24 protein-coding genes are annotated in these 26991 nt (G+C 61.0%); 6 read left to right on the top strand and 18 right to left on the bottom strand.

Features of this window, described 5'->3' with window-relative positions; translation table 11 throughout:
• Positions 1–112: 112 nt before the first annotated feature.
• Positions 113–514 (top strand): lysozyme inhibitor LprI family protein, encoded by a 402-nt coding sequence (locus tag ACM6I5_RS03465; RefSeq protein ID WP_017339911.1) that lies wholly within the window; start codon positions 113–115, stop codon positions 512–514.
• Between the two features lie 70 nt (positions 515–584).
• Here the strand turns inward: ACM6I5_RS03465 and peaD are convergent, their stop codons facing one another.
• The 4 genes from peaD to peaA form a co-directional block, all read right to left on the bottom strand.
• Positions 585–1703 (bottom strand): quinohemoprotein amine dehydrogenase subunit beta, encoded by a 1119-nt coding sequence (peaD, locus tag ACM6I5_RS03460; protein WP_017339912.1) that lies wholly within the window; start codon positions 1701–1703, stop codon positions 585–587.
• 23 nt (positions 1704–1726) lie between these two features.
• Positions 1727–2050 (bottom strand): quinohemoprotein amine dehydrogenase subunit gamma, encoded by a 324-nt coding sequence (qhpC, locus tag ACM6I5_RS03455; RefSeq protein ID WP_008027961.1) that lies wholly within the window; start codon positions 2048–2050, stop codon positions 1727–1729.
• 1 nt (position 2051) lies between these two features.
• Positions 2052–3482 (bottom strand): quinohemoprotein amine dehydrogenase maturation protein, encoded by a 1431-nt coding sequence (gene peaB / locus ACM6I5_RS03450; RefSeq protein ID WP_414883190.1) that lies wholly within the window; start codon positions 3480–3482, stop codon positions 2052–2054.
• An 82-nt stretch (positions 3483–3564) separates the two neighbouring features.
• Positions 3565–5145, bottom strand: a complete 1581-nt coding sequence (gene peaA / locus ACM6I5_RS03445; protein WP_414879164.1) for a quinohemoprotein amine dehydrogenase subunit alpha — start codon at positions 5143–5145, stop codon at positions 3565–3567.
• A gap of 344 nt (positions 5146–5489) precedes the next feature.
• Between peaA and ACM6I5_RS03440 the strand changes: the two genes are divergently transcribed.
• Positions 5490–5846, top strand: a complete 357-nt coding sequence (locus tag ACM6I5_RS03440; RefSeq protein WP_414883188.1) for a hypothetical protein — start codon at positions 5490–5492, stop codon at positions 5844–5846.
• A 48-nt stretch (positions 5847–5894) separates the two neighbouring features.
• Here ACM6I5_RS03440 and ACM6I5_RS03435 read toward each other — a convergent pair whose 3' ends face one another.
• Complete coding sequence (locus tag ACM6I5_RS03435; protein ID WP_017339917.1) at positions 5895–6149, bottom strand: DUF1652 domain-containing protein; 255 nt, start codon at positions 6147–6149, stop codon at positions 5895–5897.
• A gap of 187 nt (positions 6150–6336) precedes the next feature.
• Here ACM6I5_RS03435 and ACM6I5_RS03430 point away from each other — a divergent pair, with 187 nt between their 5' ends.
• Both ACM6I5_RS03430 and ACM6I5_RS03425 read left to right on the top strand, forming a co-directional pair.
• Positions 6337–7065, top strand: coding sequence for a hypothetical protein (locus ACM6I5_RS03430; protein WP_017339918.1), 729 nt, complete (start codon positions 6337–6339; stop codon positions 7063–7065).
• Positions 7066–7294: 229 nt separating this feature from the next.
• Positions 7295–8785, top strand: coding sequence for an aldehyde dehydrogenase family protein (locus ACM6I5_RS03425; protein WP_017339919.1), 1491 nt, complete (start codon positions 7295–7297; stop codon positions 8783–8785).
• 139 nt (positions 8786–8924) lie between these two features.
• On the opposite strand, the gene ACM6I5_RS03420 is transcribed toward ACM6I5_RS03425, so the two are convergent.
• The 12 genes from ACM6I5_RS03420 to ACM6I5_RS03365 form a co-directional block, all read right to left on the bottom strand.
• On the bottom strand, positions 8925–10214 hold the full coding sequence (locus ACM6I5_RS03420) for a tryptophan 7-halogenase (protein ID WP_414883187.1): 1290 nt from the start codon (positions 10212–10214) through the stop codon (positions 8925–8927).
• Complete coding sequence (locus tag ACM6I5_RS03415) at positions 10211–10888, bottom strand: S8 family serine peptidase (protein ID WP_414883186.1); 678 nt, start codon at positions 10886–10888, stop codon at positions 10211–10213. Before ACM6I5_RS03415 ends, ACM6I5_RS03420 begins: the two co-directional genes overlap by 4 nt.
• On the bottom strand, positions 10878–12596 hold the full coding sequence (locus ACM6I5_RS03410) for an ABC transporter ATP-binding protein (protein ID WP_017339922.1): 1719 nt from the start codon (positions 12594–12596) through the stop codon (positions 10878–10880). Before ACM6I5_RS03410 ends, ACM6I5_RS03415 begins: the two co-directional genes overlap by 11 nt.
• On the bottom strand, positions 12596–14500 hold the full coding sequence (locus ACM6I5_RS03405) for a sigma-54-dependent Fis family transcriptional regulator (RefSeq protein ID WP_414879160.1): 1905 nt from the start codon (positions 14498–14500) through the stop codon (positions 12596–12598). Before ACM6I5_RS03405 ends, ACM6I5_RS03410 begins: the two co-directional genes overlap by 1 nt.
• Positions 14501–14746: 246 nt before the next feature.
• Positions 14747–15772, bottom strand: coding sequence for a histone deacetylase family protein (locus tag ACM6I5_RS03400; RefSeq protein ID WP_414879159.1), 1026 nt, complete (start codon positions 15770–15772; stop codon positions 14747–14749).
• 173 nt (positions 15773–15945) lie between these two features.
• On the bottom strand, positions 15946–17175 hold the full coding sequence (locus ACM6I5_RS03395) for a Zn-dependent hydrolase (RefSeq protein WP_017339925.1): 1230 nt from the start codon (positions 17173–17175) through the stop codon (positions 15946–15948).
• Between the two features lie 86 nt (positions 17176–17261).
• Positions 17262–17873 carry an RraA family protein gene (locus ACM6I5_RS03390; RefSeq protein WP_017339926.1) on the bottom strand — a complete coding sequence of 204 codons (612 nt, stop codon included), beginning with the start codon at positions 17871–17873 and terminating at the stop codon, positions 17262–17264.
• Positions 17866–18258, bottom strand: coding sequence for a RidA family protein (locus tag ACM6I5_RS03385; protein WP_017339927.1), 393 nt, complete (start codon positions 18256–18258; stop codon positions 17866–17868). The genes ACM6I5_RS03390 and ACM6I5_RS03385 overlap by 8 nt, the downstream gene beginning before the upstream one ends.
• 18 nt (positions 18259–18276) lie before the next feature.
• Positions 18277–19656 (bottom strand): MFS transporter, encoded by a 1380-nt coding sequence (locus tag ACM6I5_RS03380; protein ID WP_414879156.1) that lies wholly within the window; start codon positions 19654–19656, stop codon positions 18277–18279.
• A gap of 105 nt (positions 19657–19761) precedes the next feature.
• Entirely contained in the window at positions 19762–20691 is a 930-nt protein-coding gene (locus ACM6I5_RS03375) for a 2-hydroxyacid dehydrogenase (RefSeq protein ID WP_414883185.1), read from the bottom strand.
• Positions 20688–21443 (bottom strand): class II aldolase/adducin family protein, encoded by a 756-nt coding sequence (locus ACM6I5_RS03370; RefSeq protein ID WP_145316304.1) that lies wholly within the window; start codon positions 21441–21443, stop codon positions 20688–20690. Before ACM6I5_RS03370 ends, ACM6I5_RS03375 begins: the two co-directional genes overlap by 4 nt.
• Positions 21440–22741, bottom strand: a complete 1302-nt coding sequence (locus ACM6I5_RS03365; RefSeq protein ID WP_017339931.1) for an MFS transporter — start codon at positions 22739–22741, stop codon at positions 21440–21442. Before ACM6I5_RS03365 ends, ACM6I5_RS03370 begins: the two co-directional genes overlap by 4 nt.
• Before the next feature lie 156 nt (positions 22742–22897).
• Here ACM6I5_RS03365 and ACM6I5_RS03360 point away from each other — a divergent pair, with 156 nt between their 5' ends.
• Positions 22898–23854 carry a LysR family transcriptional regulator gene (locus ACM6I5_RS03360; RefSeq protein WP_414879154.1) on the top strand — a complete coding sequence of 319 codons (957 nt, stop codon included), beginning with the start codon at positions 22898–22900 and terminating at the stop codon, positions 23852–23854.
• A gap of 12 nt (positions 23855–23866) precedes the next feature.
• On the opposite strand, the gene mrdA is transcribed toward ACM6I5_RS03360, so the two are convergent.
• Positions 23867–25759 (bottom strand): penicillin-binding protein 2, encoded by a 1893-nt coding sequence (mrdA, locus tag ACM6I5_RS03355; protein ID WP_017339933.1) that lies wholly within the window; start codon positions 25757–25759, stop codon positions 23867–23869.
• Positions 25760–26025: 266 nt separating this feature from the next.
• On the opposite strand from mrdA, the gene ACM6I5_RS03350 reads away from it, so the two are divergent.
• Positions 26026–26949, top strand: a complete 924-nt coding sequence (locus ACM6I5_RS03350; RefSeq protein ID WP_414883246.1) for a TIGR03571 family LLM class oxidoreductase — start codon at positions 26026–26028, stop codon at positions 26947–26949.
• Positions 26950–26991 lie beyond the last annotated feature (42 nt).

Below are 26991 nucleotides of genomic sequence, written 5' to 3'. Positions count from 1 at the left end.
GCAAGGACATCCAAGCGTGCGCAGATCACTTACTAAGGGCTCCAGCGCCACCGCAAGCGAATGAGGCTTCGCTACACTGCACCTCACTTTTCCAGTCACAGCGAGAATCCCCATGCACCCACGCTTGCTTCTGGCGCTGACGCCGTTGCTGTTCACCACCATTGCCCATGCCGTCGATTGCGACAACGCCACCGACCAGGCCACGATGAATCAATGTGCGGCGCAGCAGAACAAGGCGGCGGACAAGGAGTTGAATGCGCTTTACCGGCAGATCACCGAGCGCTTGAAGGACCATCCCGACAGCAAGAAGCTGTTGGTAGGCGCGCAGCGGGCATGGATCGGGTTTCGGGATGCCGAGTGCAAGTTTTCGGCGTCCGGGGTTGAGGGCGGGAGTGTCTATCCGTTGATTTACAGCAATTGCATCACGGACCTGACCAAGGCGCGGGTTGAGGCTTTCAAGATTTACTTGAAGTGTCAGGAGGGGGATCTGAGTTGTCCGGTGCCTGGGGTTTGAGGATCTGGTGCCTGTCAGGGCCTCATCGCGGACACGTCGGATCGCGATGACGCCCTGACAGGCGCCGCAATTACCGGACAAATATCTGCGCCGTGGTAATCGCCATATCCCCACCCGGCAACTTGATGCTGCCCACCTGTTTCAGGCTGTCGGCATCAAAAATCGCCACATCGTTAAACGTCCCCGCCAGGTAAATCTTGCTGCCGTCCTTGTTGAAGGAAATGCAGTAGTAGGAATGATCCAGCGTCGCCGCCTGCAGCATTTTCTTTTCCTTGATGTCGTACTTCGCCAGGCGATTGAGCACGCCGAACATCAGGTTCGGGTCCTTCGGCGAGCGCATGCCGCTGAAGTAGATTTCCGTCAGAGGCCCGAAGTCGGTGGTTTCGGTCTTGCCGGTTTTCAGGTCAATGCTGAACAACCCGTAGAGGTACTCGGCGGTAGCGGGATCCTGCTTCTTGTCCTTGAATTTCGCCGCGGTGTAGAGCAGCGAAAAGTCGTGACGATAGGTCTGCTGGTTCCACACGTAGAGCACGTCCGGTGCGCTGTAATTCGCCCGTTTCCAGTGACGGCTGGGGATCAGCACGTCGAACTTGCCGGTTTTCACATCGACCTTGTAGACGTCCGCCCCCGCGACATAAAGCGTGCCGTCGTCGCCACTCTGCATGATGGTCAGCTGCCGTGGTGCCGGGAAGCTGCGCACCGGTTTGGCGTCCATACCGGCGTCGGTGGCGTAGACGTCCAGCCGAGGCTGCTGCACTTCGTAGCGGTCATTGAGCATCAACGTCGGGTTGGCGATGGCGAACAGTTCCTTGCCGTCATGGCTGAGGGTGAAGGCGAACATCGATTTCGCTTTCTCCCCCGGTTTCTGGGTGATGCTGGCGTGGAACACCTGCTTGCAGCTGTCCAGTTCGACGCCGTAGACATCCGCGTAGTGATTGTTCAGCACATAAGCGGTCTTGCGATCCGGCGACAACTGAACCGTGCCCGGACCGAAGGCGTCCGGCATCTTGCAGGTCTTGAACAGCGTGTCCGTGGCCAGGTCGATCACGTGCAGGTTGTTCGGGTAATTGGTGGTCACCATGTACTCGTGACCGTCTTGCAGAGCGGAGTTTTCATCGGCCAGAACGTTGAACGAACAGACGCTCAGGACGGCAAACGCGGCCAGGCCGCAGGCTTTGATGCTGTGCATGCTGGAATCCTTCTTTTGTCCGATCACTTGTCTTTTGGAAAGACAGTGCCAAGGTTGCGCCAGTTGTCGTTGGACGCCTGGGCATCCTTGTTCCAGTCCGGGTAGGTGCTCATCATGTCGGGCACCTGGGCCGGCCACCAGCAAGGGTCGGAGCAGCCATAAAGGTCGGCTTCCATCGGCTGGCACAACGACGACACACCGCCAAACGCATCGATTTCCCAACCCGGGTCGGTGGTCGACGCACAGCCCGCGACAGAACTCATCGCCACCACTTCTTCGATGCGGTTTTCGGCCGCGGCCTCATCGAGTTTCAACGCTTTATTATTGATTGCCTTGAGATGTTTCATATCAGTGAGCCTTGCGCGGAGTGATGTAGCTGCTGATAAACGCAGGGTTGTGGGCCATGATCCGGGTGTAGACCTCGATGCCGAAATCGACCCAGTCACGCATCAGTTCGCAGTAGTGATAGGTCGGGTGGGTCGGGTCGCCGTAACGGGCGTAGCTCTCGTGGTAGCAACCGCCGGAGCAGAGATTGCGGATCTGGCAGTCCTCGCAACCGGTGTTGGTACGGTCAAGGCGCTGGGACAGGAAGTCGTTCAGCTCGACCTGTTTCACACCGCTGTGCACGTTGCCGAAGGTCGGCAGCGATGAGCCGGTAAAGCGGTGGCACAGGTTCAGTTCACCCTTGTGATCCACCGCCAGCATCTTCAGGCCCGCGCCGCAGGGCAGGGCTTTTTTGTGGCCTTCGTGGATGTCGGTGATCAACTGGTGCAGGTTGGAGAAGCCGATGTTGCGGTGCTCCAGCGCCGCGTCCAGGTAACGCCGACCGAGGCGTTTCATACTGGCGAAGACCTCGATCAGTTCGTCACTGGTGAGGTTGAAGGTGCTGATGTCGCCGGAGGTCACCGGGGCAAAGCCGACTTCGGCAAACCCCAATTCATTGAACAGGTGATCCCAGATGGTTTCGACGTCGGTGACGCCGGTGGTCAGGGTTACGCGGGCACCGACCGGACGACTGTTGTAGCGCGACAGCAGCATCTCGGCCTTGCGCCGCACCACGTCGTAAGTGCCCTGCCCGCCCACGGTGATGCGGTTGCGGTCGTGCACGGTTTTCGGTCCGTCGATACTGACTGACAGGCCGAAACGGTGGGCGTTGAGGTAGTCCACGGTGTCTTCGGTGAGCAGCGTCGCGTTGGTGGTCATGACGAACTCGACGAACTTGCCGGCCTCGCGGAAACGCTTCTCGCAATAGTCGACCATGTATTCGATCAGCTTGCGATTGCTCAGCGGCTCACCGCCGAAAAACACCACGGTAAAGCGTTCTTCATCCGGGGATTCACGCAGCAGCATTTCCACTGATGCAATAGCCGTTTCAACGTCCATTTTCTTGCCGGCCGACGGCTTGTCGAGGTCTTCCTTGTAGCAGTAGGTGCAGCTCAGGTTGCAGCCGGTGTTGACGTTGAGCACCACGGTATTGATCGCGGTGCGCTCGACCCGTTTGGTGCCGATGTCCGGGGTCAACGGCGAGCCGTCGCTGACCAGCTCCAGGGACATCAGTTCACGCAGGGTCTCGGTGATTTCCTCGCCGTTGAAGCGAGAAGACAAACGCTGGATCAGGTCGTCCGACGAACAGCCGGGACCGCGCAACGTATCGATGATGGTGCCCGTCAGCTCGTCGCTGGCGAACAGTGAACTGCTGGGAATGTGAAACAGCATGCGGTCGGCATCGACGTGCACTTCGTGCAGGTTCCGCTCAACCAGATTCAAAATAGCGCCCATTGCAACCTCCTGTGCAAACCCCGTTCTGCGGTGCCTGCGGTCATTCCGAAAAAAGTGTCTGAAGACTTGGGTTTCAGCCAACTCACGGAATGGGTGGATTGTTCCAGCGTTGCACGGTGACGATCATGTGGCCTTCGCCGGTCAGGGATTTCCCTGCGTCGTCGACGGCGGCGATCACCTTGAGGTTGCCGGCATTGTTGGTGGACATTTTGCGTTGCGGGTTCGGCCCGGCATCGCCCGGGGTGAACACGCCGGTGTCGGCTTGCATGGTGCCGGCGAACTTGACGTCTTCGTCTTCCTTGGCGCGGTCGTCGAAGGCTTCGACCGACCACTGCGCCGGGAACACGCCGATGCGATACGGCTTGCCGTCAGCGCCCTTGCCCCACGCTTCAGCATCAAAACGCCCCTGGACTTTCGGCGTCGAACCACCGCCATCGCCGATCCGCGCCACCGAGAACTCGGGCACGACTTTGACTTCGGCAATTTTGCTGTAGACCGACAGGGTCGGGCCTTTCAGCGTGCCGACGGTGACGTTGCGCAGGCCCGGCTGGGCATTGGCGGCGGCCTTGAGTCTGACCTTGATACGATCTGCGTTTTGCTCGACAACCTCGACCACTTCCACGCCTTTGCCGAAGTTCGGTTTGCCGCTAAGACCGCTGCCGATCAGGGTCACTTCGGTCTCGACGCCAGCCTTCAGATAACCCGGCTGCACCGCCAGCAAACGACTGCTGCCCTGCTTGGCCGCGACGAAGTCCAGACCACGTTCATCGTGCTCGGCCTCGAACATCCGGCCCTGCATGGCATTGCCCTGGGCGGCGAACACCTGACGCATGGTCACGCCGTCGATGGTCACGTTGCCACGCCATTCATAGCCGGTGTAGAGAATCGCGCTGCCGTCGCCATTGAACGGGGTGCCATCGGCGTATTGGCCTTTGACGCTGACCTTGAACGTGTCGTCGCCATCGGCGCTCACGCTCATCACCCCGGCCAGTTCACCTTTGCCTGGCAAGTGGCCGCTGAAGCTCCAGTCGCCCACCAGCGCCTCGGCTTTCGGCGCCGTGGCCTGCCATTTTTTCCAGGCCGGGTTGTCCAGCGGATAACGCTTGGCCAACAACGGCACCATGTCTTTTCGTGCCAGATCGAACCAGTCGCGGTCGCGAGACAGGGCCTGGTATTCCAGCGACGGCCACTGGCCGAGGTGGAAATTCACCAGACGCTCCCATTCCTGGGCCGGACGCCGTTGCAGGGCGACCCGCGCACCGGAGTGGCAGCGGCCGCACATCTGGCTGGTCTGGTCGTCGAATTTCTCGACAGTATTGAGTCGCCGCTCCAGCGCATACCGAACGCCATCGGTCTCACTCGGCGCCAGGCCCTGAGTGTCGGCCAGGTACTTGACCAAGGTGCGGCGGTCGTCATCGCTGATCTGCAAACCGTGCATGGTCTGCATCCGGGCGATGCTCATCAGCCAGCCTTCCGGCGTTTTGCGCTGGTGACTGATGCGGCTCAGGGCATTATCGGCTTCAGGGGTGTGACAGCCCTGACAGGTTTCCTTGAGGATGGTCTGGGCGTCGCGGGCTGCCAGGCTATAAGGCGAATGCAGCGCCACACAGGCGGCCACGGCCAGCAGACTGACGCTCAGGCCTGATCGGAGTTTTCTCTTCATCAACGTCGAACCTCGCACGGTGCTTTCTTATTTTTGTGGCTTATCGTTTTTATGGTTTCTGCCGCCGGCGGCGCACCGCAGACGGAGGCAAGAGAAACGTCTGCGATGACCAATACACGGAGCGTGCCAGCTTGCCGATTAGCTTTTTAATCAAGCGGTTGCGTGAAGTTGACTGCGGTTGAGCCTGCCTGAGCCTGAGTACTTGCGTCTAATATCGCGACAGGTGTTGCAGTCTGAGACAAGCATAGTTGCCGTGGCGGCAACAGCTCATCGCCCGACGATTGACGGCAATCCCCTGCGGGGGCGAAATAAGTGTTCATCCATTGCCAGTCGGGGGTCCCAACATGGCAAGCGTCACTGTCCTGGCGGGGGACTTTCTGCAGGGTGACGGAGAGTACACAGACGGCGTTTTCACCCTGAGAACGTCGCTCCACCCGTGGCCCGGCATCACCCTGCCACTTTCCTCGTTCAAAAGCGTGGAAGTCGCCAACGAGGATTCGATCAATAACATCAAGGACGCCATCGGTTTCGGCGTCGCCGGCGCCATGCTGCTCGGCCCCATCGGCGCCATTGCCGGTTTCATGCTGGCCGGGAAGGAAACCGAAGTGACCTTCCTGGCCACGCTCAAGGACGACAGGAAATTGCTGGCCGCCGTAGATGGCACCACGTTCGACGAGATTTTTCGGAGAATCGCCGCCTGATTACTCAGCGCGGGCCGCACCGGTTACACGGTGCGGCTTGTCGCTGGTTCAGATCGAATAGGTGGGATGAATGCTTTTGTGCGCCTCGATTTCCTGACGCATGTCCGCCACCAGTGTGGCGATGGCATGGGGACTGTCCAGTGTCCACACCGGAACGTGGGTGGCGATCAGGTCTACTTTGCCAGTCATGCAGTCACAGACCCGGATCGTCAGGGACTGGTCCGCTTCCATGTTGCAGGTGCAGACGGCGGGCAGAAAACTGTGTTCGATGATGCTTTGGATTTCCAGGGTTGAAAGGAACATCGCAACCTCCCTTACACCAGATGTGTGCCGGGTAAATGCTCCGTCATTTCACCCACCGAGCCTGAAAATTCTATTCCCCAAAAGTGGGGGGCTCAAGAGCGCAACCCGGTTGCTCGTCGTCTCGGCGTTCAAGCTTTCGCGCTACCCGTCGATAACCTGCTACACCAAACGTTAAGGGAATGACGACATGGCAATTTCTTTAAACTCAGCCTCGATCCAGCCATCGGCCGCTCAGCTCAGCCAGTCCAGCCAACCACTGACAGCGAAAACGCTGAGTGAAGAGCAGCAGAAAACGACGGTAAACATCAATCCCGCGGCGATTTATCATCCAAGCGATGAGGCGCCTGCCACCAGTCTGACCATCGAATCGATCGAGACCTGGATCGGCCGCAGCCAGTCGCCTGATTTCCCGCAGGTTGCCGAGCGGCACCAAAACGCCCATCAATCGCTGAAATCCTCTTTTGAAGAGTTCCAGTCGGCGTTGGCCCACGCCTATCCGGACCTCGCCGACAAAAAATTCGGCTTCACCATTCAAGCGGATGGAAGCCTCAAGGCCCTCAACACTTCTGGCGCGCTCAGTTCTTCCGACATGAATCGGCTGAACAATTTGCTGAATGCATCCAGTTCGCTCAAATCGGCAGCGAGCAGTTACCGCGACGCCTCCATCGAGCTGGTGGCCGCCGACTCCGTCTGGGGGGGCAGCTACGTGGGCGGGTACAACCTGAACAAGGAGAACTTCGCCAACACCATCGATCTGGGCGCCCTGTTCTTGAAGAAAGGCTCGGCGCCAAACGCTGAAACCCTGAACGGCTTCTTCTCCTCTCAGTTGTGGAGCAAAGGCGAGCGGATGACGCAGGAGATGGAAGTGCAGATGCTGACCGAGCGCGACGCCAAGAAGATCGACGAGACGGTCTGATTGCAGACAGCGCAGCGTATCGCCCGAATCAGCCCGGACATTCCATAGGTCTGGGCTGAAAAACCGTCTCTTGAATCTCAGGCACCGTCGCGATTTGCGACAACACGGCAGAACCCGGCGGTCCCGGATCTCATCCAACGCCCGCCGCCAAAGGGCTATCCGACCCTTGCGGACACTTGGCACAGCCATTGCGAAAGCCTCGTTCTCACGAACAACAAGAGGCCTCGCCATGACGCTCCCCTACCTGCTTCCCGCCACCTCGGCGTTCATCCAGCGCGCCCCGCGCATGCTTATCGGCGGCGACTGGGTCGAGGCCGCCGACGGCCAGACCATGCCCCTGCACAACCCGGCCACCGGCGAGGTGCTGTGCGTGGTGCCGCGGGCCACGCCGGAAGACGTTGACCGGGCTGTGCTCGCGGCGCGTCAGGCGTTCGATGATTCCGCCTGGACCCGTACCCGTCCTCGCGAGCGGCAAAACCTGCTGTGGAAACTCGCCGACCTGATGCAGCGCGACGCCGAATTGCTGGCGCAGCTGGAATGCCTGAACAACGGCAAGAGCGCGGCGGTGGCCCAAGTGATGGACGTGCAACTGTCCATCGACTTTCTGCGTTACATGGCCGGTTGGGCGACCAAGATCGAAGGCTCCAGCGTGGAAGTGTCGTTGCCGTTGATGCCCAACGATCAGTTCCACAGTTTCATTCGTCGCGAAGCGGTGGGCGTGGTCGGTGCCATCGTCGCCTGGAACTTCCCGCTGTTGCTGGCCTGCTGGAAACTCGGCCCGGCCCTGGCCACCGGTTGCACCGTGGTGCTCAAGCCCGCCGACGAAACGCCGCTGACCGCGCTGAAACTCGCGGAGCTGGTACTGGAAGCCGGTTATCCGCAAGGTGTGTTCAACGTGGTCACCGGCACCGGCATCACCGCTGGTTCAGCCCTCACGCACAACCCGCTGGTGGACAAGCTGACCTTCACCGGTTCCACCGCCGTGGGCAAGCAGATCGGCAAGATCGCCATGGATTCCATGACCCGCGTCACCCTGGAGCTGGGTGGAAAATCGCCGACCATTGTCATGGCCGATGCCGACCTGAAGACCGCCGCTGCGGGCGCCGCCAGTGCGATCTTCTTCAATCAGGGCCAGGTGTGCTGTGCCGGTTCGCGCCTGTATGTGCAGCGCAAGCATTTCGACAATGTGGTGGCGGACATCGCCGACATTGCCAACGCCATGAAGCTCGGCAACGGGCTGGACCCGAGCGTGGAGATGGGGCCGCTGATTTCTGCGCGGCAGCAGGAACGGGTTTACGGGTACATCGAAAAGGGCCGGGAAAGCGGCGCGACCATCGCCTGCGGCGGTGAGCAGTTCGGGCCGGGATTCTTCGTCAAGCCGACGGTAATCGTCGATGTCGATCAGAAGCATTCGCTGGTGCAGGAAGAGATCTTCGGGCCGGTGCTGGTGGCGATTCCGTTCGATGATGAGGCCGATGCGTTGCGCATGGCCAATGACAGTCCCTACGGGCTTGGCGCGAGCATCTGGTCGAATGATCTGGCGGCGGTGCACCGGATGATTCCGCGGATCAAGTCGGGTTCGGTCTGGGTCAATTGCCACAGCGCCCTGGACCCGGCATTGCCGTTTGGCGGGTACAAGATGTCGGGGGTTGGGCGTGAGATGGGGTATGCGGCGATCGAGCATTACACCGAATTGAAGTCGGTGTTGATCAAGCTGTGATCTTCATCGTTCTTTAGGCCGCCTTCGCGGGCAAGCCCGCTCCCTCAGTGATTTGTGTGTGCCGCAGATTGCAGGTTCACCACAAAAACCTGTGGGAGCGGGCCTGCCCGCGAAGAGGCCGGCCCTGGCAACCGAGATTTCAGGGTTTGAATCCCTGCCCCAACAACCAACTGCGAACCATCCTGCCCTGCTCCATCGTCAACCCGGCTAAAGCCTGTTCCGCCGGTTCAGTGCGCAAACGACGCACCAAAGGCGCCAGTTCAACCCCCTGAACATGCCAGATCCCCAACGGCTGATCCGCCGTGATCACCACCTCGGCCTCATCCACAAACCCCTCTTTCAACACCGGCGCTCGCTCGATTTTCAACGAAGAAAAATCAGCCTCGGCATGCGCGACCTGCGCATCCGGCCACTGCCGCCGCGCCTGCCAGAACGGCTGATCCGGCCAACGCTGCTCATCGGCATAAAAATCCCGTCCGATCCGCGCAAACCGCAAAAACAACTGCTCCACCCGTTGCTGATGAAAACGCTGGGCCAACGCCGCCCGCTCAGGTTTTCGCAACAGCGTGTTGATCACCGTTGGCGCCTGCAACGCCGAGGACAAGGACTGAAAGATGCCGTTGCCCGACAGCGGATCCACCGCCATCGCCGCATCGCCGACTCGAATCCAGTTTTCGCCGCACACCTGTGGGCTCAGGATCGCGGTGCTGCTGCGGGCATGCAACTGTAGATCGACCTCAGGCTCGCCACCGAAAAACGCCTGCGCCAACATAGAATCCCGACGCCGCTGGCGACAGTAATCAAGCAACCGCGACTTGCCTGGCAAGTGCGCGCTGGCCACGTCCACTGTCCACTGCCAATAACACTGACCGTCCGCCCGCCGTGCCATCCACGCCCAGCCGTCCTCAAGGCTTTCCACGGCGCTGGCGGTGTCGCCCGGTGCGGCTTGCCAGCGATTGAGCAAGCTGACCGTCTCCGGGCCGCGCAGGCCTTTGCCGAGCGCCGGCGCCTGGCGTCCACGTGCCTCCACCAGAAAATCGGCGACCAGCGCTTCGCGTCCCTCAATCTCAACCCGATGCCCCGCAGCCCAGGCCTGAACGCTCAGCACTCGACCTTCGACCAACTCGACGCCCGCCAGGCGCAGGTCTTCACGAAGACCTCGATCAAAGTTCGGGCGGTCCAGCAGAAATTCGATGTTTTGCGCATGCTGTTGGCCGTTCCACGACACCTGCCGTTGAGACGGTAACGCCGCATCCGCCAACGCTTGATGCAGACCGGCACCGCGCAAGGCCTCCAGCACCCGGATCGAAACGCCCTCCAGCGCCGCAAACCGTCGCCACTCGCTGACCAACGTGACGGCGTAACCGAGCCGGCGCAAGCCCAGGGCCACTGCCGCGCCCGCCGGCCCGGCGCCAAGAATCACAATCATGCGCCGAAGCGCCGTTCAGGCCCGCGATACCGCGCGTTTTCCCGCAGCCAGTCGATGACCTGCTCGTTGCTCGCCTCGGGATGCGCAACCAGGAAACCCGCAATGTGCCCGCTCAACGCCGCGCAGCCCAGACTGGCGCCAGACTGACCCGGGTACGTGCCGTGCACGCACGCCGCAAAATCCGCCTGGGCGCTGTTGAGCCACGACCACTCCTGTTCGGCGCAGCGTGCATCGCCGGTGACGCGCAGCACCTGTGGATAATTCGCCGGGAACACACCCTCGCCCTGGGCCGGGCTGGACGCACACAGCAAAATGCCCCGGGCAACCGCCGCTGCACACGCCTCGCGCAACAGGCTGCGATCCTGCCGCAAGCCGAGGCTCAGATTGATCAGCCGCACATCCTGCGCCACCAGCCAGTCGATGGCCGTGGCAATCTGCAAGGCACTGGTGACGCCACGCTGATCGAACACCTGAGCCACGCAGAACACCGCAGAAGGGGCCCGCCGACCGATGGCCTCGATCACCGCACTGCCGTGGCCCAGCGGATCATCGCGCAAGGCGCTTTCGGCCAGTCCGTCCGCCAGCAACGAGAAGCGTCGCCCCGCGATCACCTGCACCCGCTGCGCTGCCGCATGACCGCTGTCGACGACCCCGACTCGCAGTTCAGACTTCATGCTGCACCGTTTTTGAAGTCAGCACGCCGTCGAGCAATTCGAAGCGCAGATCGGCGTCGGCCAGGGTTGAAGGGCGATGGCTGATGAGGATGCGCGTGCGCCCGGCAAACAGACGGTCGATGGCCTCGATCACTTCACGCTCGGTGGCTTCATCCACCGCCGAGGTCGCTTCGTCCAGCACCAGAATCAACGGGTCCTGCAGCAGCGCCCGGGCAATTGCGATGCGTTGCTTCTGGCCGCCCGACAACTGCTGACCGCGCTCGCCCAGCGGGCTGTCGAGGCCTTCGGGCAATGAGGCGATCAGGCTGTCGAGTTGTGCCAGCCGCGCCACTTCGGCAATCGCTTCGCGGCTGGCGTCAGGCACGGCGTAGGCCAGGTTGTCGGCCAGGCTACCGCGAAACAAAACAATGTCTTGACTGACCACGGCAATCCGCCGGCGCAACTGGAACAGGTCCAGTTCGCGCAGGTCGACCTCGCCCAGCAACACCCGGCCGGACTGTGGATCGTGGTGCCGTTGCAGCAAATCGATCAGCGTCGATTTGCCGACTCCGGAGCCGCCACTCAGGGCCACTTTCAAACCGTAGGGAATGCGCGCTTCGATGCCGCGCAAGGTGGTCGGGCGACCGGGATGGCTGAAGTGCACGTCGTCGAAACGCAGTTCGCCGCAGGTCGGCATCGGCTTGGGTTCAACGGGTGTCAAAACCGTCGGTTGTTCACCGCGCAATTCCATCACGCGCCCCAGACTGACGGTCATCCGCTGAATCGCGACATAGAGCCCGAGCAAGCTTTGAACCGGTCCTACGGCCATCCCCAGATAGGTGGAAAACGCGATCAACGCGCCCAGTTGCCACGTTCCTTGCACCACCCAGTAACCGCCAATCAAAAACGCACAGGCGCGGGACAGTGAGGTCAGCGTGCCCGGCACCGCCTGAGTGAAAAACTCGGTGACTTGCAGGCGCAGCAACTGACTCATATAGCCCTGCCCCAGAGCCTCCAGCCGCCGCGACTCACGCTGCTGCTGGCCGGCCGACTGAATGAATTTCATCACCGGCAACGTCTCGACCATGAACGACGACATGTCCGCCGAACGCTCGCGCAACTGGCGGACATCGCGCTCGACCTTGCGCCGCATCCAGCGCAGCCAGAGCACATCGAGCGGAATCAGCACCAACGCCAGCAACGAAAGCTTCCACGACAAGGTCAGCAACATCGCCACCGCGACCACCAGACCGATCACACTCGACACCGCCGAGAACAGAGAGTCCACGGCGAAGCGCTGAATTTCGGCGACATCGCCATCGAGGCGCGACATCAGATCACCGATGCGCCGCTGACCGTAGAAACTCGGCGACAAGGTTTGCAAATGCCGATAAAGGTCGTCGCGCAGTGAAAACAGAATCCGCCCGGACAACCGTGTATGCAGGTAACGATTGATCCCCGACAGCGCCGTCCCCAGCAACCCGGCGACGATCATCAGCCCGGCGATCAGCACCAGCATGGGAAAGTTGCGCGCCAGCAAACCATCGTCGATCAACAGTTTGGTCAGCCAGGGTTGCACCAGCACCAGCGACGATGCGCAGACCGACAACCCCAGCAACCCGGCAATCGCCAGACGATGCGGCCGCACAAAGCTGTATAGCCAGCGCAACGCCGCTTGCAGGGCCTCGGGGTTCTGGCTGTCGATCAGCCGAACGATCAGGCGCTGCATCACGAACGCAACTGTTTGAGCTTGCGATACAGGGTCGCGCGGCTGATGCCCAGGGCGTCGGCGGCGGCCGAGACGTTGCCCTGATGGCTGTCCAGGGACTGGCGAATCAGCTCCAGTTCGTTTTCGCGAATACTCCCGGACGGAGGGCGCTCGCTGGCATTCAGTTCGTCGAGCATGCTGTCGGGCAAGTGGTCGAGGGTGAGCACCGTGTCCCCCGGCTCGCGCATGGCCAGCGCGGTGCGCAAGACCATTTCCAGTTGGCGGATGTTGCCGGGCCAGTGATAGCCCGCCAGCAGGCGGTTCAGGTCGTCATGCAGGACCATGGTCGGTGCGTCGAGTTTTGCCAGCAGGCGACTGACCAACCCGCTGAAATCGTCGCGCTCGCGCAGCGCCGGCAGCATCACGCTGATGCCGTTGACCCGGTAGAACAGGTCTTCACGGAAGTGTTTTTCTTCGACCAGGCGTTTGAGGTCGCGGTGGGTGGCGCAGATCAGGGCGACGTCGATGTCCTGTTCTTCGCCGGCGCCGAGCGGTGCGACTTTACGGTCCTGGAGAACGCGCAGCAGTCGCGCCTGCAGGGCCAGCGGCATGTCGCCGATTTCGTCGAGGAACAGCGTGCCGCCGTGGGCCTGTTGCAATCGACCGACCATGCCACCTCGACGGGAACCGGTGAACGCGCCTTCGCGGTAGCCGAACAGCTCCGACTCGATCAGGCCTTCGGGAATCGCCGCGCAGTTCACCGCGACAAAGGGTTTGTCGCAACGACTGCCGGCCATGTGCAAGGCGCGGGCAATGACTTCCTTGCCGGTGCCGGTTTCGCCGAGCAGCAACACCGGCAATTCGTTGGCCAGCCCTTGGCGTGCCATGCGCAAGGCGCGGGCATAACGGACATTGTTGCCGGCCAGGGCATCGAGATCGGGTTGCGGTTTAGTGGTTTTGGCGGTGCTGCGCGGCGGCGTGCTGACGTTGATCGACCGCTGCGGCGCGCGCAGGGTTTTGTAGAAGAACTCGCCTTTGGCGGTCTGCAGACTGCCGACGCCGCCCTGGTGCAAACGCGACAGCAGTTGCAGGCCATCGACGCCGAGAAACTCTTCGCAACGGCGGCCGACCAGCGCCGAGCGTTCGGCGTGGAGCAACTGACAGGCCTGGGCGCTGACCGCGAGAATCTGCCCGCCGAGGCTCACCGCCAGCAGGCCTTGCCAAGGGGATTCCAGGTATTGCCGACGGCTGTGGAAGGCCAGGACGATCTGGTCGGGGAAACTGGCGTTGAACACCCGGCTTTCGATCTGGCTGACGGCCATGGCCAGCAACGCGGTGCTATCGTGAACGCGGCCGAGCGGACCTTCACGGGTCAGGTCGAGGACGCCGAGGATGTCGCCTTGCGGGCAATAAATCGGCACCGAGGTGCAGGAGAAATCGGTCAGGCGATCGAGGTAATGCTCGCCGCAATCGATCATCGTCGGCCGGGCTTCCACCAGTGCGGTGCCCAGCGCGTTGGTGCCGCGAGCGGCTTCGCTCCAGCAGGCGCCGAGGGTGATGTCTTGCAGGCCGCTGCCCTTGAGGCGATCGGCCCGGCCTTCGACGGCAAGGATGGTGGCGTCGGAATTGGCGAGGATGATCAGCCCTTCCTTGCCCTGGCGCTCGGCCAGGTAATCGATGGCCGGCAACGCCGCGTCGATCAGCAGACGATTGCTCGACAACAGCACATCGAGGCTCGCGCTCGATTCCAGTGTCAGTTCATGTTTGCCGTTGAAATGCACGCCATGGCTGAGGCTGCGCCGCCACGATGCATCGATTTCTGCGCGCAACACGCCATCGGGGACTTCGCCCTCGAGGTGGAGTTTTTCCCGGGCCAGCCGGGCTTCGCGGTGCAGCTTGGGGGAAGTTGTTTTTATCAGCGTCATCAAGCGCTCCGGATCGGTCCGCCCTGCGCTCTTTTAAGTTCAGCGCCCTGCCGCAATCTTTACGTTAACGTCAGGGCGATGGCAAGTGCCTTACGGCGTTTGGGATTCATCCGCTGCACCGAGTTATCGTTCTTCGCGAGCAAGCCCGCTTCCACAGGTTCAGCGTCAATCACACATAGGCGGTTCGACTCGAACACTGTGGGAGCGGGCTTGCCCGCGAAAGCGGCCTGTCAGGCACCACCCAACTCAGATCTGCCACACCTCTGGCCCGACAAAAAACGCCCGCGCATTATCCTCAAGACTCTCCAGGTGATACCCCCCTTCCTGCACAATCAGACACGGCAAACCCAGGCTGCGAACCCGCTCACCCAGCCGCTTGAACCCTTCGCGCGTCACCGCCACTTTACTCTGCGGGTCCAGCTCGAAAATATCGAAGCCCAACGACAGCACCAGCACTTGCGCAGCAAAATCCTTCACCGCTGCCAGCGCCACGTCCAGTTGCCCGAGAAAGTCCGCCTCACTCGCACCATGGGCCATCGGCAAGTTGAGGTTGAATCCCTCACCCACCCCGACACCGCGCTCGTCCCCAAACCCGGCAACCCCCGGATAGAAATTGGTCGGATCGCCATGGACCGAGACATACAGCACATCATCGCGGTCGTAGAAAATCTCCTGAATTCCTTGTCCATGGTGCATGTCGGTATCGAGCACCGCGACGCGACCAAACCCGCCGCGCAACACCTGCGCCGCCACCGCCGCGTTGTTCACATAACAGAAACCACCCGCCGCCTCCGCTCGAGCGTGATGCCCCGGTGGACGGCACACGGCGTACGCCGCCGGCTCGCCATCGAGCAACGCCTGTGCCCCGGCCACTGCGCTTTGCGCCGACCAATAAGCCGAGCGCCAGGTCTGTTCGCCCACCGGGCAACTGCCGTCCGCGAGATACCGGGCAGCCTGAGCCAGAATTCCGCGCAGGGCGTTGGGCTCGCGGACGAAGATGTTCGACATCACTTCGTCGCCCCAATCTTCAGGCACTTCCTTCCAGCGCTGATGCGCTTCCTGCAAAAACGCCAGGTAGGGCGCGCCGTGCACCGCCAGCAGCGGCTCAAGTCCGGCATCGGCCGGTTGCTCGACTTTGAAGCCCAATGAGTGAGACGCCTGCAGCAGGCGCTGCGCACGCTCCGGCACTTCCTGCGGCGTGCGCATCTGCCCACGGGAGTAGTAACTGCGTGGATGATGAAGCAATTGTTCAGGATGAAAAAAACTGCGCATGGGTGAATACCTAATCTTGGGCCTAGACGAATTCCCTGTGGCGAGCGAGCTTGCTCGCGCTGGGCTGCGTAGCGGCCCCAAAACTCAGGCAGGCCTCGCAGTTGATGTGAGTGCTCCGCACTCAAGCGCGAACAAGCTCGCTCGCCACAGGTGTTGTGTTTGCAGCCTGTTCTTTAATTGGCAATGCCGGCGCGGGACAACACCGCGTTGAGCAACACATCCGTACCCTGCCGCACATCGTCAGGCAGCACATCTTCCGCTTCGTTATGACTCAAGCCACCCACGCACGGAATAAACACCATCGCCGTCGGACAGAACCGCGCCAGATGAATCGCGTCATGCCCGGCACCGCTGACTATCGATTGCTGAGCGTAGCCCAGCGCATCCACCGCTTGCTGCACCGCCGCCACGCATTCCGCATCGAACGGCGTCGCCGGGCTGATCCAGTGCGGGGTGACCGTCAGCTTCAGACCGCGCCCATCGGCAATCGCCTGAAGCCGCGCGCGCACCTGCTGCTCCATCGCCTCGATGGCTTCGTCGCGATGGTGACGCAGATCGACGGTGAAATTCACCAGCCCCGGAATGGTGTTGCGCGACGACTTGTTGATGCTCAATTCACCGACGGTGGTCAGGCCTTCCGGCGCGAAATCCGCCGCCAGACCTTCAATCGCCTGAATCATCCGCGCCACGCCGTACAAGGCGTCCTTGCGCAGTGGCATGGGCGTGGTGCCCGCGTGGGCGGCCATGCCTTCGACCCGTACGTCGAGCCAGCGAATCGCCTGGCCGCCGCTGACCACGCCAATGCTTTTGGCGTTGTCCTCGAGAATCGGGCCCTGTTCGATGTGCGCTTCAAAATACGCATCCACCGCACCACCCAACGGACGCTCCCCGGCGTAACCGGTGCGCTGCAATGCATCGGCGACGCTGACGCCATCAATGTCTTGCACCGCCAGCGCCGCGTCCAGTTGCATGATCCCGGTGAACACCGCCGAACCGAACATCGCCGGGGTGAAGCGCGCGCCTTCTTCATTGGTCCACACCGCCACTTCCAGCGGTTTGCGGGTCTGGATGCCGAGGTCGTTGAGGCAACGCACCACTTCCAGGCCGGCAAGTACGCCGTACACGCCGTCGAAGCGTCCGCCTTCAGGCTGGGTGTCGAGGTGGCTGCCCATCATCACCGGCGCGGCGTCCGGATCAGTGCCGGCGCGGCGGGCGAACAGGTTGCCGATGGCGTCCACGCTCAGGGTCATGCCGGCTTCACGGCACCAGTGGGCAAACAGTTCGCGACCGGCCTTGTCTTCATCGCTCAGGGCCAGACGGCAACTGCCGCCGCGTGCGGTGGCGCCGATTTCGGCCATCGCCATCAGACTCGCCCACAGGCGTTCGCCATTGATTTTCAACATAAGTAACTCCTGGAAAAACGGTGATTAAGCACTGGCCAGCTCAACGTGTTCAGCGCTGGCATGGCGACGGGAAAGGGACTGACGGCCTAGACACGCAACACCTGCGCGACCGGCTCGCCAGCGCGCAAACGTTCGAGCAAACGTGGCTCGGCGTGATCGGACGCCAGCGCCTGTTCGATCACGCTGGCCGCCGTTGACCAGTCGAGAAACAGCACACCGTTGTCGTCCCCCAGCACCAGATCGCCCGGCTGTACCGTGACACCTGCGCACTGAATCGGCTGATTGATTTCGCTGTCGCCCCGGCCATGCAACTTGGTGGTCAGCAGGCTGGTGCCGCGAGCGAAGACGGGTAACCCGCCTTCGCGCAGTTCCAGCAGATCAGTGACCGCGCCGTCCACCACGATTCCTGCCGCACCGGCGCAACTCGCGGCGCAACTGGTGACCGCGCCGACCGGGGCGTGCTGCCAGTCGCCGCCCGTGTCGATCACCAGCACATCACCCGGTTTTATCAGCACCAACGCCTGGTTGACGGCAATGGCGTCGGCGCCCACCAGTTTCAGCGTCAACGCCCGGCCGACCAGTTTCACATTGGGCACCATGGCCCGCAGCTGCGAGTCGGCAAAGCCCTCCTCGAGAAAATGCCCGAGGGTAGGAAAGCTCACCGCTTTGAACTGCTCGATCAGCTGCGACTTATCCACGTGGCGACTCCTTCGTGATCAACTCGGCCACACAATCGATTTCCAGTGACACGCCCCACAGCGCCACACACACCGTGGTTCGCGCCGGAGGCGCATGGCCGAGAAGCTCGCGGTACACCGCGTTGAACGGCTCCAGTTGCGCGGGATCGGTCAGGTACGCGTTGACCTTGATCACATGGCTGAAATCGGAGCCCGCCTCGATCAGGATCGCCTCGAGATTGCGCAAGGTTTGCCGCACTTGCTCGGTGAAATCGACGGGCTGGTCGTCGAGCCCGCTTTGCGCCGGAATCTGCCCGGCGGTGAACACCAGATGGCCGCTGACCACCGCTTGAGAGTAAGGCCCGACCGGGCCGATGAAACCCGGGGCCGACTGGATTCTGCGCATGCTGTTGAACTCCATGGATCAGGCCGCAGCCGATTTGAAAGGTTTGCGAGCGGGTTGGTCGTCGGCAGTCGCCCCCGCCGGAATTTCGCTGATGTCGCGCTTGAAGGTCTCGGTCAGCAGCAACAGCGCCAACAGGGAAATCAGTGCCGCGCCGATCATGTACCAGGCCACCGACGAACCTTTGCCAGTGGCTGCGAGCAACGCGGTGGTGACGATAGGCGTCGCTGCGCTGCCGAGCAGCCCGGACAACATGTAGCTGATCGACAGCCCCGAATAGCGCACCCGCGTGCCGAACAACTCCGCCAGGAAAGTCGCAATCGGCCCGTAGTTGGCGGCGAAGGCGGTCATCAACAGCAAGTAGCCGAAGATCACCAACGACAGCTCTTTGGTGTCCATCAACCAGAACATCGGGAACGCCACCAACGCCTCGGCAACGATGCCGGCGACGATGATCGGCTTGCGTCCGTAACGGTCCGACAGCGCACCAAATACCGGCAACATGACGATGCACCAGGCGCAGGACAGCAGCACTACACCGAGCATCACGCTGCGACTGAAGCCCAGATTCTGCGTGCCGTACGTCAGGCCGAACGCGACGATGATGTTGAACGACGCGCCGGTCGACATCGTCGCAATACCGCCTAGCACCACTTGTTTCCAGTACTTGCGAAAGACTTCGGCCAACGGCATTTTCACCTGCACTTCGGCTTCCTTGACCTTGTTGAACGCCGGGGTTTCAGCGATGTTCAGGCGGATGTACAAGCCCACGGCGATCAGCAAAACGCTGGCCAGGAACGGAATGCGCCAGCCCCAGGCCAGCAGGTCTTCAGGCGACAGCCACGCCGCGATCAGCAGGAACGCCAGGTTGGCAATCATGGTCCCGGCGGGCACGCCGATCTGCACCCAGGAACCGTACAAGCCGCGCTTGTTGGCCGGCGCATGCTCCACCGCCATCAGCACCGCCCCGCCCCACTCGCCGCCCAGTGCCAGGCCTTGAATGACCCTGAGCAATAACAACAGGATGGGCGCCCAGATACCGATGGCCGCGTAGTTGGGCAACAGGCCGATGGCGAATGTGGCGGCGCCCATGGTCAGCAGCGAAATCAACAACATCGACTTGCGGCCCAGCTTGTCGCCGAAGTGCCCGAACAATGCCGCGCCGACGATCCTCGCCAGATAGGCCGAAGCGAACGTGCCGAACGCCAGTAAGGTGCCGATCAACGGCACGAAATCCGGGAAGAACACTTTGTTGAACACCAGCGCTGACGCGGTGGCGAAAACAAACAAGTCGTACCATTCCACGGTGGTGCCGATGACACTGGCCACGGCGACTTTTTTCATGCTGATTGCAACTTCCGGTGGTGCGCCGGACTTTTCTGCGGACGATAGATCGCTCATCACTGACTCCAGGAATTTGTTTAATTGTTTTGACTGGCAGTAAAACGTTCGAGGTGAGGGATTGTTGTTATGTCTCGCCCAACTTGGCGGGCGAGTTAGTCAGTCTCAATAACCGAGTGTTCGGTCGGCGCAATTCAATAGTGGTTCATCGGCGTTTAAACGGCGAAAGTTCTCTGCCACTTGTTCGGCAATGCAATCGTGGGACGCGGCCGAGGCCATGTGTGGCGTGATCGCGACGCCCGGCATGGTCCAGAGGCGATGATGGGGCGGAAGCGGTTCTTGTTCGAAAACATCCAGCAAGGCGCCGCGCAGTTTTCCTGTTTTCAGGGCGTGTTCGAGGTCGTCGATGTTGAGGTGACCGCCGCGACCGCAATTAACCAGTGCGGCGCCATTGGCCAGATGTTCGAAGGTTGAATTACCGAGGATGCCGCGCGTCTCGCGGGTCAGTGGAAGCAAGTTGATCAACAGCTCCACGCCCTCAAGAAACGGGTTCAGTTGTTCGGCACCGGCGAAGATCTGGACACCGTTCAGATCCTTGCTACGACGGGCCCAGCCTCGAACGTCATAACCGGCGGCAGCCAGATCCTGAGCAATGGCGCTACCCAACGATCCCAGCCCCATCACACCGACCTTGAATTGCCCCGCCGCCCGTTGCAGCGGTCGCTCCCAGTGTTGATTGCGCTGTTGTTCCAGCACCTGATCAAAGCCACGGTGATAGTGAATCACCGCCCAGCGCACGTACTCGGTCATGCCTTGGCGGTGGCCGGGATCAACCACCCGGCATACCGGCAGATCCGGGCACGACGGGTCATGTTCGAGGTGATCGATGCCGGCCGCTACTGAGTGGAGGACCTGTAGGTTCGGCAACGCGGCCAGGCTGCCCGGCAAAGGAAACCAGCAGGCGGCAATCTGCGCGTGTTCAGCCAGCGGATCATCCGCCAGCACGGTGGTGAGCTGCGGCGCGCTACGGGCAAACGCCGCCTGCAATTGCTGGAGCAGCAAGGTGTCGCGGGACAGCAAAACCACGGTGTTCATGACAGATAGGACTCACGCTGGGATTCGATCAGGGTCAGTGCGGCCTCCCAGGCCAGGTCGATGATGTTGTCCTGTTCATCGCGGTCAAACTGTTCGGCGGTGTGTGCACAGACTTCCGGGGACGGGTAATGCAATTCGCAACCACCGGCCAGCGCGGCGACCTGCGCCTGACAGGCACGCTCAAGGAAGTGAATTTCCTGAAACGCCTGGGCCACCCCCGACCCACCGACCAGCAAGCCGTGGTTACGCAGGATCATCGCCCGGTGCGGCCCCAGGTCGTCGATCAAACGCCCGCGCTCATCCAGCGACAGCGCGATACCTTCGTAGGTGTGGTACGCCAGCTTGCCGTAGAACTTCAGCGCATGCTGACTGATCGGCAGCAAACCTTGCTTCTGCGCGGCAACGGCCATGCCGGCGGCGGTGTGGGTGTGAATCACGCAGTTGAGATCCGGTCGGGCCATGTGGATCGCCGAATGAATGACGAAGCCGGCGGCGTTGACCCGATGACCTTCGTAGGCCGGGTCGACGATGCGCCCGTCCTGATCGATACGCACCAGATCCGAGGCGCGCATGCGGTCGAAAATCACCCCGTAGCGGTTGATCAGAAAGTGATGCTCAGGCCCCGGAATCCGCAGGGTGATGTGGGTGTCGATCAAGTCGGTCATGCGAAAGTGCGCGACCAGCCGATACAGCGCCGCCAGCTCGCAACGGGCCTTCCATTCAACCGGGCCGATGTGTTCAGGTTTACTCACGAATACACCTCTTTAGCAGCGTGGGTGACGATCGGGTTGGCGCGCAGGCGGGCCAGCCCGCAAACACCGATCAGGGACAGGGCCGAGAGCAAGGTGAAGAACACCGCCAGCGGCAGCCATTGTCCGGAAAACTTGCTCGCCAGCAGCGTGCCGATCAGCGGCGTGGTGCCCCCGGCCAGCGCGCAACTCAACTGGTAAGCGATGGAAATGCCCGAGTAGCGCAGATGCACCGGGAACGCCTGGGTCATGTAACCGGCGATCACCGCGTACAGCGCCGACAGGATCACCACCGCCAGGGCGATGCCGAGGGTCATCAACAGAATGTTTTGCGTACCCACCAGCACAAACATCGGGTACGGCGTGACCATGCACAGCAGTGCGACGAGCTTGAGGAAGCGTCCCTCGCCGATACGCTCGGCGAGCAACGCGGAAAGCGGTTGCGAAAGCAGCTGAATAACAGTCACCAAAAACAGGCAATCGAGAATCGTCGAGCGCGCGATGCCCTGATACTGGGTGACGTAGGTGATCATGAACGTGTTGGTGAAGAAGAACCCGGCGGAGCCAATGGTCACCGCCGCAGCGGCAAACAGGATCTGCCGCCAGCAGGTACGGATTACGTCTTTCACCGGGTATCTGGCGGTTTCGTTGTTGTCTCGGGCCTTGGCGAATTCCGGCGACTCGTGCACGCCGGAACGGATCATCAGGCCGACCATCATCAGCACACCGCTGGCGAGAAACGGCAGACGCCAACCCCAGGACAAGAAGTCTTCTGGCTCAAGGGACGTCACCAGGCGAAAGGCGATCAGGGCCAGCAACAAACCCGCTGGACTGCCGAGCTGGGCAAACGAGGCGTAGAACGTTTTGCGCTTGGCCGGCGCGTGCTCGCTGGCCATCAACACCGCACCGCCCCACTCGCCCCCCACCGAAATGCCCTGGATCAGGCGCAGTACGATGAGACCGACCGGCGCCCAGATGCCGACACTGGCGTAGCTCGGCAGCAGGCCGATCCCGGCAGTCGCCAGGCCCATCAGCGCCATGGTCACCAGCAGCATTTTCTTGCGGCCCAGACGATCGCCCAAGTGACCGAACACCATGCCGGCCATGGGGCGAGCGATGAAGCCAACAGCGAAACTACCGAAGGCGGCCAGGGTGCTCATCACCGGGTCGCTGCTGGGAAAGAACACTTGCCCAAGCACCAGCGCCGCCGCGGTGGCGTAAATGTAAAAGTCGTAGAACTCGATGGTCGTGCCAATGAAGGCGGCGGCCGCGGCTCGTCGCGGTTGTGCGGTGGTGTGCATGCAAGGACCCTGTGTATTTATAGTTTTGGGCAGGTACTGAAGGCTGTTTACGGTTGCGCTCTGTGGCGCTTGTGGGCTTTATCGCTTCCGTGCCAGGATTAGTCAATTTTCATATTCTTATCTTTACTATTAGCACGGCTACTACATGGAATTGTCATGACCTCCACTAACCCTTGGGTGGGCCGACGTTTTCTCAACGATCGCCTGGACTGGAACCTGTTGCGCACCTACCTGGTGATCGGCCAGGAAGGCAGCATGAGCCGCGCTGCAGCGCGGCTGCACATCACGCAGTCGGCGGTCAGCCAAGCGCTAAAACGGCTGGAAGAACAACTGGAATGTGTGCTGATTGCCCGCAGCGGGCGACGGTTCGACCTGACGGAAACCGGGGAAGAAGTCCTGCGCATTGCGGCGGATATCTACGGCGATATCTCGCGATTGGGTACGGTCGTGGAGAGTCGTCACGATGACGTGGTGGGCAAGATCCGTATCCTCACCGTCAGTGGCGTGCAGGCGCGACACTACGATGACTTCCTCGCCGACTTCCATGAAACCCACCCGAAAGTCGAGCTGGAAGTCGAGGTCATGGGCAGCTCGAACATCATCAGTTCGTTACTGCAAAAGACCGCGACCATTGGCGTCGGACTGTGTCGTTTACCGCAACCGCGGCTGGAGCAGCGGGTACTGTTTCGCGAGCGCTATGCGTACTTTTGTGGCCAGCGTCATCGACTCTTCGGGCAAGAAAACCTGACGCTGGAACAACTCGCGGCGGAGAACTTCGTCAGCTTCACCAGCGACCAGCTCGGCGGCAACCTTTCGCCGCTGACACTGTTCCGTGACGAGCAAGGCTTCACCGGCAAGATCGTCGCCTCATCGACGAGTTTCGAAGAGATTTACCGCTTGATTTGCGCAGGCTACGGGATTGGCTGCTTGCCGACGCACCTGGTGCGAAGGGATGTCGAGCAAGGTTTGCTCTGGCGTTTGCCGCCGGAAGACGGGGTGGTGGATTTCGATATCCAGCTGCTGTGGAATCGCGAGCAGAAGATGAGTCAGGCCGAAACCGTGTTCCTCGAAAGCTTCCAGCACATGCTCAGCATCCGTGAGCCTGTGCTGTGAAGCCTTGAACACTTAAACGTGAGGATCGCCCGGCGCTTTACTCGGCGTGGCGTATTGCGGCTTCAGATGTCCGTCCTGATCCAGTAGCCAGGCGTCCATGATCTGCCGCACCACAGGGCCGGCGACGCGACCGCCGGCCTCGCCGTTCTCGATCATCACCGAGATCACAATCTTCGGATGCTCGGCCGGAGCGAAACCGACAAACAAGGCGTTGTCGCGATTACGCTCCAGGGTTTTCGCCCGGTTGTAGCGCTCACCCTGTTTGATCGCGACCACTTGCGCCGTACCACTCTTGCCGGCGATCCGGTACTGAGCACCCTGCGCCGCCGCTCGGGCAATTCCGCGTGCGTCGTGCATCACCATTTGCATGCCGTGGTTGACCTGCTCCCAGTCTCGTGGGTCCTTCAACAGGATGTTTGGCATCGGATGCTCATCCACTGGCGCAACGCCGTCCACGGTCTTGGCCAGGTGCGGTCGGTTCCAGACACCTTTGTTGGCGATCAGCGCAGTCGCTTGAGCCAGCTGCAGCGGCGTGACCTGCATGTAGCCCTGGCCGATGCCGAGAATCACGGTCTCTCCGGGGAACCATGGCTGACGACGCGTGGCACGCTTCCAGGCCTGGGACGGCATCAGGCCGGCAGACTCTTCGAACATGTCCAGCGAGACCTTCTCGCCGAGGCCGAACATCGCCATGTAGTCGTGCAGGCGATCAATGCCCAACTTGTGCGCCAAGTCATAGAAGTAGGTGTCATTGGAGCGCATGATCGCCGTGTCCATGTCCACCCAGCCATCGCCGCTGTGGTTCCAGTTACGGTATTTATGATCAAAGTCGGGAAGTTGGTAGTAACCGGGGTCGAAGACGCGTGTCTGCGGGGTTACCACGCCGGCGTCAAGACCGGCGATGGCCACTTCCGGCTTGATAGTCGAGCCCGGAGCGTAGAGGCCGCGCAGCACACGGTTGAACAGCGGCCGGTCGATGGAATCGTGCAGCGCCGCATATTCCTTGAAGCTGATCCCGGTCACGAACAGATTCGGGTCGAAGCTCGGCTTGCTGACCATGGCCAGCACTTCGCCGGTCGATGGATCGAGCGCGACCACTGAACCACGACGATCACCCAAGGCTTCTTCGGCGGCTTCCTGAAGTTTGACGTCCAGGCTCAGGACGATGTTTTTGCCGGGGATCGGATCGGTGTGTTTGAGCACCCGCAGAACGCGGCCCTGAGCGTTGGTTTCGACTTCTTCGTAACCGACCTGGCCGTGTAATTCCGACTCGTAGAACTTTTCAATCCCGGTCTTGCCGATGGATTGAGTACCTCGATACTCGACCGTATCCAGGGCTTTGGATTCTTTCTCGTTGATCCGACCGACGTAGCCAATCGAATGCGCGAAGTGTGCGCCCATTGGGTAGTGACGAACGAATTGTGGCTCGACATCGATTCCGGGCAGACGGAATTCGTTGACGGCGAGTACGGCGATTTGCTCTTCGCTGAGTTCATAGAACAGGGTGACGGGCTCGAATGGATGACGCGCCTGCTTCATCGCCTTGTCGAACAGCGTCCGGTCCTCAGCGGGCAGGTGCAAGAGGTTGACCACCTCGTCCAGTTCTTCTTTGACGTCGGAGGCGCGTTCGCGGGTGATGGTCAGGTTGAAGCTGGGACGATTGTCGGCGAGGACCACGCCGTTGCGGTCGTAGATCAACCCGCGCGCCGGGGCAATCGGCAATACGTGGACACGATTGTTCTCGGAGATGGTCGAGTGATAGTCAAACTCGACCACCTGCAGCACGTACATGCGCACCACCAGTGCGCAGGTGATCGAGACGACGAGCAAGGCGCAGGCCATCAATCTTTTGTTGACCAGGCGCGTCTCTTTTTCGTGATCCTTGATCGGTATGGGTTCGGGCATTTCTGTAGCTGCTCTTTGACAAAAATGGAGCGCCGATCCTTAGGCTTGAAGTCCGTTAAAAACGAGCTGCACCATACCAAAAACCGTGCGGTCGCTTTAGTGCGATTTTCTCTAATGGTTGTCCTTGAGGGCCAAAACGACAGTTGGTTTATCGTGTGGATTCGTGCGGTTTGCTCAAGATTGATATTCCCATTCGTGCATTTTTCTTGCCGATAGGTCTGTGGATACTGAGTGCATGTCATTCCATTTTGTCTGGGAGTCTTTTCATGCATTCACGATTTAAACGATTACTGGGCTCCAACGGGTTTTCGATTGGCCTGGAGCTGCCGCTGGATAATGATTGGTCCAGTGATGGCCAGCGGCGGCGGATTGCTGAGGAACGGCCTTTCGGTGTTCCAGATCTGAAGCAACATGCGGCGATGGCGCGTCTGGCGGACAAGGCTGGTTTCCGCGCGCTGTGGGTTCGTGATGTACCGGTTTATGATCCGAATTTCGGAGACGCCGCACAGGTCTTCGAAACCTTTTCCTACCTTGGCTATCTCGCCGGAATCACCGACAACATCATGTTGGGTACCGCGGCGGTTGTACTGCCATTGCGTCAGCCCTGGCTCATTCTGAAGGGCGCAAACAGTATTGATGAATTGAGCGACGGACGTTTACTGCTCGGCGTCGCCAGCGGCGACCGCCCGATGGAGTATCCGTTGTTTGGTGTGGATTACGATCAGCGCGCAGAGATCTTCCGCAATACGGTGGAGTTGCTGCGCGACCAGGGTGCAGGCCGCTTGCCTGATGGTGCGCAATTGCTTCCGCAGCGGGACCAAGCAGTGCCATTGCTGGTGGCAGGTCTTGGTCAGCAGTCACCTGCCTGGATTGGCGAACATATGGATGGCTGGCTCGCCTATCCCGGCACGCCGGACGAACATCGTCGTCGGGTGGGGCTGTGGAGGGAAGTAGGTGGGGATAAGCCTTACATCAGCTTCGTCCACCTGGATCTGGCAGCCAATCCTCATGCTCCGATGCGACGTGTACGGTTCGGCGGTATTTGTGGGCGGTTGGCGTTGATAGATGAACTTCAGGCATTGCGTGAAGCCGGTGTGCAGCATGTTGGTCTGCATGTGCGTCGTAGCGAACGGCCGGTTGCCGACGTTATCGAAGAGATCGCTGAATACGTTCTGCCAAAGTTTCACTAACTGTGCCGATGAGATCAGGGGCAGCCGATGAGGCTGCCCATT

The sequence above is a fragment of the Pseudomonas sp. IT-P171 genome (assembly GCF_949767765.1).
GTDB lineage: Bacteria > Pseudomonadota > Gammaproteobacteria > Pseudomonadales > Pseudomonadaceae > Aquipseudomonas > Aquipseudomonas fluorescens_B.
The sequence above is the reverse complement of the archived record's forward strand: the minus strand, read 5'-3'. Positions and strand labels throughout refer to the sequence as shown.

Coding starts and splice junctions, on each gene's coding strand:
- ACM6I5_RS03465 (WP_017339911.1), top strand. CDS start 113: ATGCACCCACGCTTGCTTCTGGCGCTGACGCCGTTGCTGTTCACCACC.
- peaD (WP_017339912.1), bottom strand. CDS start 1,703: ATGCACAGCATCAAAGCCTGCGGCCTGGCCGCGTTTGCCGTCCTGAGC.
- qhpC (WP_008027961.1), bottom strand. CDS start 2,050: ATGAAACATCTCAAGGCAATCAATAATAAAGCGTTGAAACTCGATGAG.
- peaB (WP_414883190.1), bottom strand. CDS start 3,482: ATGGGCGCTATTTTGAATCTGGTTGAGCGGAACCTGCACGAAGTGCAC.
- peaA (WP_414879164.1), bottom strand. CDS start 5,145: ATGAAGAGAAAACTCCGATCAGGCCTGAGCGTCAGTCTGCTGGCCGTG.
- ACM6I5_RS03440 (WP_414883188.1), top strand. CDS start 5,490: ATGGCAAGCGTCACTGTCCTGGCGGGGGACTTTCTGCAGGGTGACGGA.
- ACM6I5_RS03435 (WP_017339917.1), bottom strand. CDS start 6,149: ATGTTCCTTTCAACCCTGGAAATCCAAAGCATCATCGAACACAGTTTT.
- ACM6I5_RS03430 (WP_017339918.1), top strand. CDS start 6,337: ATGGCAATTTCTTTAAACTCAGCCTCGATCCAGCCATCGGCCGCTCAG.
- ACM6I5_RS03425 (WP_017339919.1), top strand. CDS start 7,295: ATGACGCTCCCCTACCTGCTTCCCGCCACCTCGGCGTTCATCCAGCGC.
- ACM6I5_RS03420 (WP_414883187.1), bottom strand. CDS start 10,214: ATGATTGTGATTCTTGGCGCCGGGCCGGCGGGCGCGGCAGTGGCCCTG.
- ACM6I5_RS03415 (WP_414883186.1), bottom strand. CDS start 10,888: ATGAAGTCTGAACTGCGAGTCGGGGTCGTCGACAGCGGTCATGCGGCA.
- ACM6I5_RS03410 (WP_017339922.1), bottom strand. CDS start 12,596: ATGCAGCGCCTGATCGTTCGGCTGATCGACAGCCAGAACCCCGAGGCC.
- ACM6I5_RS03405 (WP_414879160.1), bottom strand. CDS start 14,500: ATGACGCTGATAAAAACAACTTCCCCCAAGCTGCACCGCGAAGCCCGG.
- ACM6I5_RS03400 (WP_414879159.1), bottom strand. CDS start 15,772: ATGCGCAGTTTTTTTCATCCTGAACAATTGCTTCATCATCCACGCAGT.
- ACM6I5_RS03395 (WP_017339925.1), bottom strand. CDS start 17,175: ATGTTGAAAATCAATGGCGAACGCCTGTGGGCGAGTCTGATGGCGATG.
- ACM6I5_RS03385 (WP_017339927.1), bottom strand. CDS start 18,258: ATGCGCAGAATCCAGTCGGCCCCGGGTTTCATCGGCCCGGTCGGGCCT.
- ACM6I5_RS03380 (WP_414879156.1), bottom strand. CDS start 19,656: ATGAGCGATCTATCGTCCGCAGAAAAGTCCGGCGCACCACCGGAAGTT.
- ACM6I5_RS03375 (WP_414883185.1), bottom strand. CDS start 20,691: ATGAACACCGTGGTTTTGCTGTCCCGCGACACCTTGCTGCTCCAGCAA.
- ACM6I5_RS03365 (WP_017339931.1), bottom strand. CDS start 22,741: ATGCACACCACCGCACAACCGCGACGAGCCGCGGCCGCCGCCTTCATT.
- ACM6I5_RS03360 (WP_414879154.1), top strand. CDS start 22,898: ATGACCTCCACTAACCCTTGGGTGGGCCGACGTTTTCTCAACGATCGC.
- mrdA (WP_017339933.1), bottom strand. CDS start 25,759: ATGCCCGAACCCATACCGATCAAGGATCACGAAAAAGAGACGCGCCTG.
- ACM6I5_RS03350 (WP_414883246.1), top strand. CDS start 26,026: ATGCATTCACGATTTAAACGATTACTGGGCTCCAACGGGTTTTCGATT.